The sequence below is a fragment of the Arthrobacter sp. TmtSoilC51 genome (assembly GCF_055388015.1).
In genome coordinates this window covers 559628-572579 of sequence record NZ_AP035877.1, presented here as the reverse complement: position 1 = coordinate 572579, position 12952 = coordinate 559628, and the positions used below count along the sequence as shown (strand labels likewise).

Here is a 12952-nt window from a genome sequence, read left to right as displayed (position 1 = left end):
GGCCCTCGTCCTTTACATCACGCCACGCTGTTCACAACGTCCGTGGGAACTACACCTCGGTGGCCGAAGCTGTGGGCAGGCCGTCGTCGTCGAGGATGCGGCGGATTTCGGCGCGGGTATTCTCGATGTGATCGCGCATGGCCGTGCTGGCCCTCTGGGAATCGCCGTCCCTGATGGCCTCATAAATGGCCCGGTGCTGCCGCTGGTCTTCCTCGACCGGCTCCCCATGCGGCAAAATGTCCGCCGGGCTGAAGAACTCGCTCCGGGCGTTCCGGATGGCTGCCTCGAGGCGCAAGCTGCCCGCGGCCCTCGCGACCGCGTCATGGAACAGCGCGTCAGCGGATCTGAATTCGGCACGGTTCTTTGCCTCGGCCTGGACTCGAATGGCGTTCTCCATAGCTTCGAGGTCTTCCTGGGTCCGCTGCATGGCGGCCAGGAGGGCACCGTGCGTTTCAACGGCCACGCGCATCGTGGTCAGGTCGTCCAGTTCTCCGGCCTGATCGATCATCTCCCGCCGCCACTCGGCGAGTGGCTGGCTGAGTGCGGTGACGAACGTCCCGCCGTGCTTCCCTCGCCTGACGGTGAGGTAGCCCGCGTCCTGGAGCTGCTTGAGGGCCTCGCGAAGGCTTACGCGGGCCACGCCGAGGGATTCCGCAAGCTCCCGCTCCGGGGGCAGTCGGTCGCCGGGGCTGAGTTCGCCGCGACGCACGAGACCCTTGATATGCTCGGCCACGCCTTGGGGAACGGACATTGAGCCGACTTCACTGGACATGGATCCCATGGTAGTTCCAGAATGCTTTCCTAGGCCGGCTTCACGGACTGACGGCGGGGTTGTAGTTCGGGGCGACGACTCGGTCATTCCACCTTTCGGCCGAAGTGAACTCTGGTGTGTACTCGACGCCGCGCGCGACGACCTTTTTGATGCTGCGTAGAGCTCCCAGGTCCAGGCGGGGATCGCCCTCGATCACAATCAGGTCCGCGGACTTGCCCGCGGCCAGGGTACCGGTCTCGTGCCCGAGCCCGAGGGAATCAGCAGCGATTGAGGTCGCGGCAAGGAGCACTTCGTCATGGGTCATACCGAAGGCCGCCATGCCCTCAAGGCCCGAGACGTACTCAACGTGGGACGCGTGGCCGATCCCGGCGTCGGTTCCTGCAACCAGCCGGATGCCGCGGTCTATAAGCGATCGGGTGGTGTCGAAGGCCATGAATTCCGCACCGTCGAGAACGGTCCACCACGCGCTGTTGAGGGTCATGCACACGTAGACCCCGGCGGCGGCGGCGAGCTCGACGACCTCGGGAGCTTCCTTCCGTGCTCCGTCCGGCTGGACGAAGCTGAAGTGTTCCAGGCTGTCGACGCCGGCCTCAATTGCGCGACGGATCCCCTCCGTGCCGTGCGCATGAGCGGTCACGCGGAGGCCGTAGCGGTGGGCCTCAGTGACGATAGCCGCGAGCTCCTCGGTCGTGAACTGCGGCTGGGATGGCATGGTCCCCGGGGTCAGGTCGCCTCCCGTGGACATCACCTTTATCGCCTCGGCGCCGTCGCGCCGGGCCTGGCGCACGCGCCGCCGCACCTCGTCCGGCGTCTCGCACTCGCCGCCGAAGAACCAGCAGTGTCCCCCGGTCACGGTCAGAGGTGCGGTGACGGTCTGCAGCCGAGGTCCCCGGGCCATTCCGGAGTTGATGGCCTGCTTGACGGCCTGGTCGAGGAGCCCCGGGGCGCCGAGGTCCCGGGCCGTGGTCACGCCCGCACTCAAGAGTTCCCTTGCACTCCTGAGCATGGCCGCGAGTGTCTGCCGGTCATCCCTCGCGCGGAGGGAACCCACGGGGTCGGGGCCGCCGTCCAGCGCAAGATGGACATGGGTGTCGATCAGTCCCGGCAGGATGGTCGAACCAGGGCTGAAGGCAATGACTCTGTGGGAGCCGTCATCCAGGGAATCAACGGGGCCAACCGCCGAAATTCGCTCGCCTTCGACAAGGACACCCCAGTTGCGGTGCGCCTCAAGATTTGATCCGTCGTGGTCTGCAGCCGTGATGACTGACCCTGCCGCGTAGATGATGCCCACGCCGTGCCTCTTTTCCTGTGGGTCCCCTATGGAGCCGACATGAAACTGGGGACATCTCTGATTCTGCCGACTGTGACTCTTGACATACACCCGGTGTGTGCTGTGTCATAGTCTAACACTTTAAAGGTATTAGGTACGCACCACAAACCATTAAATGGTTTCCCCGAAACAACGACGACAGGGGAAATCGGATCCACCCCACCCCTATCCACCGGTATCTTCCCTCGGCATAAAATAGAACCAGCTCTCCCTTAGGAACCCACATGAGCCAGACCCAGCCAGCCACAACAGTCCCTGGAAATGTCCGCAGCAAAATCCCCCGCCGCCAGTTTGCCGCCGCCGCCGTCGGCAACCTCATCGAGTACTTCGACTGGAACGCGTACATCTTCCTCGCGATCTACTTCTCCAAGCAGTTCTTCCCAGCAGACGCCACATCGGCCACTGCCCTCATCGGCACTTTTGGCATTATGGCCATCGGATTCCTGGTGCGCCCTCTCTCCGGCCTCATTATCGGCAAAATCGCAGACCGGCTGGGCCGTCGCTTCGCGCTGACGCTCACGGTCTACGGCATGGGAATCGGAGCCCTGATCATCGCCGTGGCTCCCACGTATGCGCAGGTCGGGATTGTTGCACCGCTCATCCTCCTGCTTGCCCGGGTCATCCAGGGCGCATGCTTCGGCGGAGAATTCGGCGCCGTCTCGGCGTTCGCGATGGAAATCGCCCCAGAAGGACGCCGCGGCTTCACCTCCGGCATCCTCTACTCCGTGGCATGTGCCGGCCAAATCATCGTCACACTCCTCGTTGCCTTGGCAACGTGGGTGCTACCTGTTGCAGACATGACGGCATGGGGTTGGCGTGCCGTCTTCCTTATTGCAGCGTCCCTGTCCTTCGCCGGCATCTGGATCCGCCGAGGCATGAAAGAGACAGCCGACACCGAGGCTGTCAAGCAGGAACCCACAAGCATGTTTGACTCAATCCGACAAAACCCCAAGTCGACAATCAAGGTCATCGGCCTCACCATCGGCTGGACTGCAATGACCTACGCGTGGGGCAGCTACATGCCCGCCTACGCCGCCACCTACAAGGGCCTGGATGCAAAATACGGTCTCCTCTCGCTGGCAATCGCGGTAACCGTCGCTGGTATCGCCGCTGCCGGCATTGGCTCACTCGCCGACCGCTTCGGACGCAAACCGCTCATGCTCACCGCCGGAATCATCCTGACTGTCGGGACGATCCCCGCACTGTCTATCCTCAACGACCAAGCCATCACTCTGTTCATCCTTCAGTCACTAGCATTCACTGTCCTTGGACTCATCGCCGTCGCGGTAGTGCCAGCCTTCGCCGAGCTATTCCCGAAGAAGTTCCGAGCATCCGGGCTGGGCTTCCCCTACGCACTCACTGTTGGCATCATCGGCGGAACCACCCCGCTCGTCGGGACCCAGCTCGCCGCATGGAACCTAGGGTCTGCCTTCCCCTGGTACATCACGGGCCTCATGGCCATATCAATCATCTTCTACGCCACGATGAAGGAGACCGCCTTCAAGCCACTGCCGCGCTGACCTCACAAGCAAGGGCGGCTGCGTACCCCCGGGGGAGTATGCAGCCGCCGTCGCGTGACCGGCTTGGCTACGAGTCATGCCGCCTGTTTGAGCCCTCTGGTACGGAACTCGCTGTCCTTTCAAGCGCCCCATACCCGCCCGGCGCCGGCAGACGGCTCGATTGCACCGCCGAGACCAAGACGTCTGCTGGGACTTTCGAGTGTCCGATAACGAGCGTTCACGAGACACTCTCCGCGTACTTTGCGGATCCGCGGAATCACGGCCGACCCTTTGTAACGCTTGTCGTGTACCCGGCTACGTAACGTCTTGCCCCGTTGATGATACGTTTAGGCATACGAATCGGATACGCCCGGGTCTCTACCCAGGAACAGCATCCCGAGGCCCAGCATGATGCACTGGCCGCGGCTGGCTGTGTGCAGATCTTCATCGACACCGCCTCAGGAAAACTGGCCCGCAGACCCGAACTCGACAAAGCCCTGCTCTCCGCGAACCGAGCCGGCGACCAGATCGTCGTTACGAAGCTCGACCGGCTCGGACGGTCGCTGGAAAACCTCATCGAGCTCTCCAACACCCTGCGGGGGCGGGGCGTGGATCTGGTGGTCCTTGACCAAGGCATCGACACATCCACCTCCATCGGGCGGATGTTCTTCCAGATCCTTGGCTCGATCGCTGAATTCGAGCACGCCCTGATGTCCGAACGAACCCGTGACGGGCTGGCCGCGGCACGTGCACGGGGGCGGACCGGCGGTCAGAAACCAAAGCTTGGTCCCCGCCAGGTCAGGCTGGCCCGGGAAATGTATGAAGAGAAGGGCTTTGACGGGAAGCGTGCGCATACCGTCGAGGAAATCGCCCGTGAATTCGGTGTCACCCGGCCGACCATCTATCGGCATCTCTCGAAACCCATGAACACCCGATGACCGCATCCGGCGGAGCGGCATAACAGTTAGGGATCTCTCAGGTGGCTCTACGTACTTTGCTCACCGCTGCCGAGCGTAACCGGATCCTGGCAATACCCACCGACCCGGAGGAACTGGTGGCCTGCTACACGCTCAGTGACGCCGACATGTCATTGGTCCGGCAGCGGCGCGGGGAAGCCAACAAGCTGGGTTTCGCAGTTCAGCTCTGCCTTCTGCGATACCCCGGAATGGTGCTGACCGACGCTGCGACGCCACCGGTCGAGATGATTTCATGGATGGCATCGCATCTTGCCGTTTCGGCTGAAGCCTGGGGCGAGTACGGAACGCGGGAAGAAAAGCGCCAGGAACATGCGCGCGAGAGATCCGCACCTACCTGGGCATGTCAGGGTTCGGAATCACTGACTTCCGCGCCTCATCGTTCATGTCTTGCCCGGGGTCGGGATTCTTGAGAGGGCCTGTGCGCAGGCCCTGACCCGGGCAAACCGGAGAATCTACTCCACGCTGGGAGACCACCTCACGACAGAGCACCGGGAACGCCTGGACGGGTTGCTTCTTCGCCGCCCCGACAGTTCATCGACCGAGATCGGCTGGCTGCGGCAGGCGCCGGTGCGCCCCAACGCACGGGCGATGAACGATCACATCGACCTGCTCGCGACCTGGCGCGGGCTCGGGCTTCCCTGGCCAGCGGCCCGGCTGGTACACCGGAACAGGTTGCTCAAACTTGCCCGCTAAGGGGCATCCATGACCGCCGCCGATCTGTCCAAGTTCGAACCCGCACTCCGGCACGCGACCTTGTTCGCGATGGCCGTAGAATCCATGGCAACGGTCACCGATGAAATCATCGAGCTCCACGACCGGATCATCCGGACCGCACAGAATAAACAAAACCAGCACACCCTGGCATCCCGCACCACCGTCGCAGCCATGATGCGCCTTCACTCGAAACTGGGCGACACCCTTCTCGAAGCCAAGGAAACCGGTGAGGACCCCTTCGTCGCAATCGAATCAGCCATCGGCTGGGAATCCCTGGCCGAAAGCATCGCCCAGGCCAAAGAACTATCCCGGCCGGCCTTAGAGGACCACCTTGCGCTTGTCAGCGCCCAATCGGCACCCTGCGCAGGTACACCCCGGCGTTCCTTACCGTCCTTGACCTCCACGCTGCCCCCGCCGCGCAGGACCTGCTCGCCGCCATCAACGTCATCCGTGAACTGAACACCGCCGGCGTCAGGAAGATCCCGGAAACTGCACCCACGTCCTTCATAAGGCCCGGTGGAAGTCACTGATCTTCACCAACGAGGGTCTGGACCGGGGCTTCTACGAATTCTGCGCCCTCACAGAGCTCAAGAACGCGCTTCGATCCGGGGACATGTGGGTCACCGGATCACGCCAGTTCCGGTAACCCCGATGACTACCTTCTCGCAAGTGCCCACTACACGGGGATGAAGAACGCCGGAACCTTGCCCCTGATCACCACCGACGGCAGCACCGGCTATCTCGACAACAGGCTTGCTTTGCTCCAAGAACGACTACAACAAGTCAATGGCTTAGCCTCACGCGATGAACTTTCCGGGGTGCTGATCACAGAGAAGGGTGTGCGAATCACGCCCCTAGAGACCATCGTTCCAAAGCACGCACAGCCCTTGATCGACCAGGCAAGCGCCATGTTCCCGCGGATCCGGATCACCGACCTGCTGATGGAAGTCGATGCCTGGACCGGATTCACCCGCCACTTCACCAGTCTCAAATCCGGCCAGCCCTCCAACGACAAACAGCTGCTTCTGACCGCCATTCTGGCGGACGGGATCAATCTGGGGTTGACCAAGATGGCCGAGTCCTGCACGGGCGTCACCTACGCACAACTGGACCGTCACCAGGCCACCTACATCCGCGATGAACCCTACGGCGCGGCCCTGGCGGAACTCGTGAATACCCAGCACGGGCACCCTTTTGCCGCGCATTGGGGCGACGGGACAACCTCATCCTCGGACGGGCAAAGGTTCCGGGCCGGCAGCAAAGCCGAATCCACCGGACACGTGAACCCCAAATATGGCGCCGAACCGGAAAGGCTTGTCTACACGCACGTCTCGGACCAGTACTCGCCCTTCCACAGCAAACTCATCAACGTCGGTGACCGCGATGCGACCTACGTCCTGGACGGGCTCCTGTATCACGAGTCCGACCTGGCGATCCAGGAGCACTCCACCGACACGGCCGGATTCACGGATCATCTCTTCGCCCTCATGAACCTGCTCGGCTACCGGTTCGCGCCACGAATCCGCAATATCGGTGACACCCGCCTCTACACACCCACCAGCGACCCTGGACTGTCAACGTTGGATCCGCTGATCGGCGGAAACATCAACACCAAAACCATCGCCCTGCATTGGGACGAGATCCTTCGACTCGCCTCATCCATCAAAACAGGCACGGTGACAGCGTCCCTCATGATGCGCAAGCTAGGCGCCTACCCACGCCAGAACGGTTTCGCCCTCGCGCTGCGGGAACTGGGAAGAATTGAACGGACCCTCTTCCTGCTGGACTGGCTCCAATACCCTGACCTCCGCCGGAAAGTCACCGCCGAGCTGAACAAAGGCGAAGCACGTAACACCCTGGACAGGGCCGTGTTCTTCAACCGACCCGGAGAAATCCGCGACCGTTCATTCGAACAACAGCGCTACCGGGCAGGCGGCCTGAATCTTCTTACGGCAGCCATCGTGCTCTAGAACACGGTCTACCTTGACCGCAGCATCACATCTCTGGAGAGCGACGTTAGCACCACTGACCCGGACCTTCTGAGGTTTCTCTCGCCTCTGGGATGGGAACACATCAACCTCACCGGCGACTACACGAGGCCAAGCCCCAACCACCTCAAACCCGGCAAGTTCAGACCAATACGACGATCCACAAAACCTTAGCGTCGGATATTTCACTTTTTCACAAGCCGCCCCATTAAGACGCTGATCATTACCGGCATGACCGATCCGCCGCGACTCGCGCCAGACCACTCCGGCGCTCAAGGCTGCGCTGGAAGAGACCGGCCGCCCAGTGGCGGAGCATGCCGGGCATGGGCCACGAGCATCCCGTGGCATGGGCCATGGAATACGGCGCCGGCCGTTCCGTCTCCATAGGTATCGGCCACAATGTCGAAGCGATGAGCCACCCGGCATTCCGCGCGCTCTTCCCACGCAGCGCCGTCGAATCCGCTTTTTAGGCGACGTCGCGCGAGACTCCCGCCGGCACCACATGCGAGGCCCGCAACGTCGCCTCCAGGTGAAACGGCAGAACCAGCGGCCCGTCCACCCCACCACGCAGGTACGGAACCATCAACTCGAAGTCCACGGACACTTTCTGCGGGTTGCCACTGCTACCACGGAACCGATCGGCCGGAAACAGGATCACCAGGCGGTCCTGTATGAACCACCATCCGGACTCGCCGGCCAGGGCATCCGCGGCGATGGCGCGCTGACCCAACTTGATCCGCAACTCCCCTTCCGCCGAAGACCAGCCATCCACCGAGACGGAAAGGCCCCCGATGCAGGACAGCGGCATCGAGCGAATCCACGGAAGGCCCAACCGCAGCTCAAACCCATCCGGGCCGGAACTCAAGGCATCCTCACGCAAGGCGTTCTGCAACATCACGCACTCCTTTGTCTGAAACTGACATAAGTTTGTCATTAAGATACTTATATGGAAAGGCTTCCCATGGAAACCCTCTTACCTTCGGGATGGACGTTGGCTGCCAGCGCCTTCAACTGGACGCCGGAAATCATCGCATCCAAAAAGACAAGCGCCGAGATCGTCACCAGCATTGCCAAACAAGGGATCGCCGCAGTCGTGGAACTGGAACCGGGGCTGTTGTGGCGGACGTTTCCTGCCCCACAGGATCAGGAAGTAGACGCGTTCCGCGCCGCCCTGGAGGACGCGGGCGGCAGCGTCAGCATCGTCGGCTGCAGCCTTGACGACTATGTGACGACGACGGCAGGCCGCACCACCGCCCAGCGGCTGGAGTTCCTGGTACCGCAGCTCAAAGCCGCCCACCGCGTGGGGGCAACAGGAGTCCGGCTCCCGATCGGACAGACCGGACCGGAACTGCTCAAACTGGTCCAACCACTGCTGCACGACCTCGATCTGGTTCTCTTCGAGGAAATCCAAGGCCAGCAGCACCCGCGGAATCCCCAGGTACTGCCTGCGCTGGACCACATCTCGTCCCTGGACGACGATAGGATCCGGGTCCTGGTGGACATCAGCATGTTGATGCCTGCGCTCCCGGTGACCTATCTCGAGGAACTGGCAAAGGCGGGTGTGGCAGCTGGCCTGCTTGCACAGCTGGAGACCGATTGGAAAGACCCAGTTACCCACGACGCCGTCCTTACGGCACTGCGCTCAGGTTTGGTGCCGCCCGCGATCCACACGCTCTTCATGAACCTGGTGATCCGCTTTGGACGCAGTGACGCTTCGGAACTCAAGGGAATCCTGCCGCTGGTAGGCGCGTTCCACCTGAAATTCTGGGACCTCGAGGATGCTGACGGGCGGGTGTCCCGGCCCCTGCAGCAACTCGGCCGCATCCTCAGCGAGGAAGGCTTTGCAGGCACCCTCACCAGCGAATGGGGAGGTCACGAATGGCTCCAGGACGATCCCACGGACATGACCGGCCAGCATCTGGGGCTTGCCAAAGACGCGTTGGGCGCAGGCGCAGCCGCCGCGACCGCGAACGTCGCCCGGTAGGCACGGCAGCCCAAGCGGGTGTCAGCCTGGCAGCACCGCGGACCAAACCGCCGTCGATCATCAGGTTGGCACCCGTGACGTAGGAAGCCTCATCGGAGGCAAGAAAAAGGGCGCATCGGGCCACCTCGTCAGGTGTGCCGATGCGCCCCAGCGGTATGTGCTCGGCGATTGTGTTCATTGGATGACGGAGAGCAAGCATTCCATTGCCAATCGGCAAAGGAGATCCGGTACCGGTGATAACGGCGGTTTTGCCTTCGACCTGGGTCTGCGCGACCGCATGCTGGTCCCCCTACTTGGTGCTGAAAGCGGCATCGAAGGCCGCTGCGGAGGGTTCGTAGGAGGAGAGCTTCCGAACAAATCCCAGTGCCTCCGGGGCCCCTACCAGGCGGTCCATGCCAGCGTCCTCCCACTCAACGGACAGGGGCCCGTTGTAGTCGATCGCGTTCAGCATCCGGAAGGCGTCCTCCCACGGAACATCTCCGTGCCCGGTGGAAATGAAATCCCAACCGCGCCGCGGATCCGCCCACGCAAGGTGGGATGACAACCGGCCGTTACGGCCATTGCCAAGGCGCTTCTTCGTGTCCTTGCAATGCACGTGGTAGATCCGGTCCTTGAAGTCCCACAGGAAGCCGACAGGGTCGATGTCTTGCCAGACCATGTGGCTAGGGTCCCAGTTCAGGCCGAAGGACTCGCGGTGGCCGATCGCCTCCAGGGTTCGCTGGGCGGTCCAGTAGTCGTAGGCGATTTCGGACGGGTGCACTTCATGGGCAAACCGCACGCCCACCTCGTCGAAGACGTCCAGGATGGGGTTCCACCTGTCCGCGAAGTCTTGGTATCCGGCGTCGATCATCTTCTCGCTGGCTGGCGGGAACATGGCCACGTACTTCCAAATGGACGAGCCCGTGAAGCCGGTGACCGTCTTGACGCCAAGCTTGGCAGCCAGCCGGGCCGTGTTCTTCATTTCCTCGGCAGCGCGGCGTCGCACGCCTTCAGGATCACCATCGCCCCAGACGACATCCGGAAGAATATCCCGGTGCCGCTGGTCGATGGGATCGTCGCAGACCGCTTGTCCCTTGAGGTGGTTGGCGATGGTCCACGCCCTCAGGCCATTGCGTTCCAGGATGTCGAGCTTGTCCTGGACATAGGCGTCATCGTCCCATCGCCACGGGTCAAGGTGGTCGCCCCAGCACGCGATTTCAAGCCCGTCGTAGCCCCACTCTCCAGCGAGCCGGGCGACCTCTTCAAACGGCAAATCAGCCCACTGCCCAGTGAACAGCGTGATTGGTCGTGCCATGTCTTTCGTCCTTCCTAGGCTTCCACTGTCTTATGCCTGAACTGTCACGTCAGCGGCGACGCGGGTCCATACAGAATCGTTGTTGGAGCTGCGTTCCACGGCATCCAGTACGCGCTGGACACGCAGGCCATCGGCAAATGTGGGGTGCGGGTCCGTGTTCCGGACAATGCCCTCCACCAGATCCTTGACCTGGTGGGAGAAGCCATGCTCGTAGCCCAACATGTGTCCGGCCGGCCACCAGGCTGCGACGTAGGGGTGAACGGGCTCAGTGACCAGGATCTTGCGGAATCCCTGTTGATCGGCGGGGGCGGTCCGGTCATAGAACTGGATGCTGTTCAGGTCTTCCAGGTCGAAAGCCAACGCCCCCTTGTCCCCGGAAATTTCGATAGCGAGCGCGTTCTTGCGCCCTGTCGCAAAACGCGTGGCCTCGAAGGAGGCAAGCGCCCCGGACGCCAAACGCCCCGTAAAGATGGCGATATCATCCACAGTGACCTGCCCGTATCCGGCAGCGGCCTTTCCGGAGAGTCCCGTTCCACTGCCAAGAAGCGGCCTTTGTTTGACGATCGTGTCCAGCACGCCGGACACCTGTTCTACGTCCATGCCGGTAACGAACTCCACCAGATCGATTGCGTGGGCTCCGATGTCCCCCAAAGCTCCGGAACCCGCGTGCTCTTTCTGGAGCCGCCAAGCCAAGGGCATGTCCGGATCCACCAGCCAGTCCTGGCGATACGAGGCGCGGACGTGGGCGATCCGGCCCACCACGCCCTCGGCGATCAGCTGCCTCAGGAACGTCACCGCTGGAACCCGACGGTACGTGAAACCAACCATGGCCTTCACACCTCGCGCGGCGGCACGTTCAGCAGCCGCAGCCATGGCCTCAGCTTCGGCCGCAGTGTTAGCCAGCGGCTTCTCGCAGAGGACATGCTTGCCTGCATCCAGGGCGGCGATGGCGATCTCCGCGTGCGAATCGCCGGGCGTCACGATGTCCACGACGTCGATGTCTTCCCGTGCGATTACTTCGCGCCAGTCGGTGGCAGATTCGGCCCAGCCCCATTTCTTGGCGGCTTTTGCTACGGCAGCGGCATCACGGCCCACGATCACGGCCATCTCGGTGTTGGCCGGAAGGTCGAAAACACGGGGGGCCGTTCGCCAGCCCTGTGAGTGGGCAGCTCCCATGAACCCGTAACCGATCATGGCCACACGGAGGCTTGTCATGCGAGCACAACCTTGCGCTCTACCGCCACCCGGTTGCCCACGTAGTGCATGGGTGCGATCTGCATGTAGAGCAGCCGGAGGGTGAGGGTAACCTCGACGTCGATCTCCTCACCGGACGCGGGCACGCGGTCCAAGGGGATGATGATGTCCGGCTTGTCGGCCACGAACCAGAGCGTTTCCCACCGGTCCGGGAGTTCCTCGATTGAATACGAGCGGCCCTGCAGCTCGAACCGCAGCGCAGACTTGGGGATTTCCACGCCGTTGACCGTGGCGGCGACGTCGTCCACGGCGGAGAGCCACAGGCTACGGTACCAAGGCAACTGCACGGAGACAGAGATACCCTCGGGGTGCCGGCGGACGTCAGCGTCCTGGAAAAGGGAGTTGTGGGTTGCCATGATGATCCTTACTCAAAAGTCTCTGTGAAGGTTGGGTGGGGTACGGGCGGCTGCGGCTCCAGTGTCTGCCTGGCCGATGGGTTGTACGGGTGGTACTCGGCTGGCACTGGCTCGTCCGCGGGCGGCATGAAAACGGGTTTGCCGTCGTCGCCGAAGTACATAAGGTCAAGGGCGAATGCGTGCTGGTTCTTCTCGGCGAAGCTGATCCAGTTTTCTTCGAATGGCGCCCGCAGGAGTTCGTAGCAGCGGAACTTCCAGATCTTCCATTCACCGTCCTGGCGGAGGAAGTCCACGGCGTACTTGCACCAGACCCAGTGGGCCCAGACCTTTTTGCCTTGTACGTCGTCTGGAGAGTACATGTAGTCCGGACTCTCCAGCGCCACCTCGGGATCCGTCAGGCCGGATTCGTTGCCGGTCATGATCCATACGCCCTTGGCGGTTTTGCCGTCGGCCGCGACTTCGATGACCGGGGTTGTGGTGTAGTGCAGGATCAGCTTTCCTACGGGATTGGGGCGGTTCCGGTGGTAGCGGATGACACTTTCGTAGTCCGTGTACTGGCCCGCGTTGGTGTATCTGGCGCGGATTCCGGGAGTTCCCGGCTTTACCCACAGGGGAATGATCTGCTCATCCTGGAATGCGTTGTGCAAGTACATGTAGCGGTTGAAGAGGTTCTCGATCTCGCCGCGGTCGTTCGCGCGGCGTGCCAAGCGCTGGGCTTCCTGCAGTTCCATGCGGAGCTGCTGGATCTCCGCGCCGAGGTCCGTATCGATTGCTGGCATGGACG

The 12952-nt window shown here is 62.4% G+C and carries 11 protein-coding genes and 2 pseudogenes; 5 read left to right on the top strand and 8 right to left on the bottom strand.

Annotated elements, in window-relative coordinates; genetic code table 11:
* Positions 1-49: 49 nt before the first annotated feature.
* Both ACZ5G6_RS02800 and ACZ5G6_RS02795 read right to left on the bottom strand, forming a co-directional pair.
* Entirely contained in the window at positions 50-772 is a 723-nt protein-coding gene (locus ACZ5G6_RS02800) for a FadR/GntR family transcriptional regulator (protein ID WP_498689238.1), read from the bottom strand.
* Positions 773-812: 40 nt separating this feature from the next.
* Positions 813-2063, bottom strand: coding sequence for a metal-dependent hydrolase family protein (locus ACZ5G6_RS02795; RefSeq protein WP_498689236.1), 1251 nt, complete (start codon positions 2061-2063; stop codon positions 813-815).
* A gap of 263 nt (positions 2064-2326) precedes the next feature.
* On the opposite strand from ACZ5G6_RS02795, the gene ACZ5G6_RS02790 reads away from it, so the two are divergent.
* The 4 genes and pseudogenes from ACZ5G6_RS02790 (at position 2327) to ACZ5G6_RS02775 (ending at position 7750) form a co-directional block, all read left to right on the top strand.
* On the top strand, positions 2327-3622 hold the full coding sequence (locus ACZ5G6_RS02790) for an MFS transporter (protein WP_498689234.1): 1296 nt from the start codon (positions 2327-2329) through the stop codon (positions 3620-3622).
* Positions 3623-3939: 317 nt separating this feature from the next.
* The gene (locus tag ACZ5G6_RS02785; protein WP_498689232.1) at positions 3940-4539 is read left to right on the top strand and encodes a recombinase family protein; all 600 of its coding nucleotides are present in this window, start codon (positions 3940-3942) and stop codon (positions 4537-4539) included.
* Between the two features lie 41 nt (positions 4540-4580).
* A pseudogene (locus tag ACZ5G6_RS02780) lies at positions 4581-7454 on the top strand (Tn3 family transposase).
* A 149-nt stretch (positions 7455-7603) separates the two neighbouring features.
* Entirely contained in the window at positions 7604-7750 is a 147-nt protein-coding gene (locus tag ACZ5G6_RS02775) for a hypothetical protein (RefSeq protein ID WP_498689231.1), read from the top strand.
* Here ACZ5G6_RS02775 and ACZ5G6_RS02770 read toward each other — a convergent pair.
* Positions 7747-8175 carry a hypothetical protein gene (locus ACZ5G6_RS02770; protein WP_498689229.1) on the bottom strand — a complete coding sequence of 143 codons (429 nt, stop codon included), beginning with the start codon at positions 8173-8175 and terminating at the stop codon, positions 7747-7749. The genes ACZ5G6_RS02775 and ACZ5G6_RS02770 overlap by 4 nt on opposite strands.
* A 66-nt stretch (positions 8176-8241) precedes the next feature.
* Here ACZ5G6_RS02770 and ACZ5G6_RS02765 point away from each other — a divergent pair, with 66 nt between their 5' ends.
* Complete coding sequence (locus ACZ5G6_RS02765) at positions 8242-9264, top strand: apurinic/apyrimidinic endonuclease family protein (RefSeq protein WP_498689228.1); 1023 nt, start codon at positions 8242-8244, stop codon at positions 9262-9264.
* A gap of 103 nt (positions 9265-9367) precedes the next feature.
* Here the strand turns inward: ACZ5G6_RS02765 and ACZ5G6_RS02760 are convergent.
* The 5 genes and pseudogenes from ACZ5G6_RS02760 to ACZ5G6_RS02740 all read right to left on the bottom strand — a co-directional run.
* Positions 9368-9442: pseudogene (locus tag ACZ5G6_RS02760) on the bottom strand (hypothetical protein); the annotation flags it as partial.
* 111 nt (positions 9443-9553) lie between these two features.
* Positions 9554-10558: a sugar phosphate isomerase/epimerase family protein gene (locus ACZ5G6_RS02755; RefSeq protein WP_498689227.1), complete on the bottom strand. Its 1005-nt coding sequence runs from the start codon at positions 10556-10558 to the stop codon at positions 9554-9556.
* A 30-nt stretch (positions 10559-10588) separates the two neighbouring features.
* Positions 10589-11773 (bottom strand): Gfo/Idh/MocA family protein, encoded by a 1185-nt coding sequence (locus ACZ5G6_RS02750; RefSeq protein WP_498689225.1) that lies wholly within the window; start codon positions 11771-11773, stop codon positions 10589-10591.
* On the bottom strand, positions 11770-12168 hold the full coding sequence (locus ACZ5G6_RS02745) for a C-glycoside deglycosidase beta subunit domain-containing protein (protein WP_498689223.1): 399 nt from the start codon (positions 12166-12168) through the stop codon (positions 11770-11772). Before ACZ5G6_RS02745 ends, ACZ5G6_RS02750 begins: the two co-directional genes overlap by 4 nt.
* An 8-nt stretch (positions 12169-12176) precedes the next feature.
* Positions 12177-12947 carry a nuclear transport factor 2 family protein gene (locus ACZ5G6_RS02740; RefSeq protein ID WP_498689221.1) on the bottom strand — a complete coding sequence of 257 codons (771 nt, stop codon included), beginning with the start codon at positions 12945-12947 and terminating at the stop codon, positions 12177-12179.
* Positions 12948-12952 lie beyond the last annotated feature (5 nt).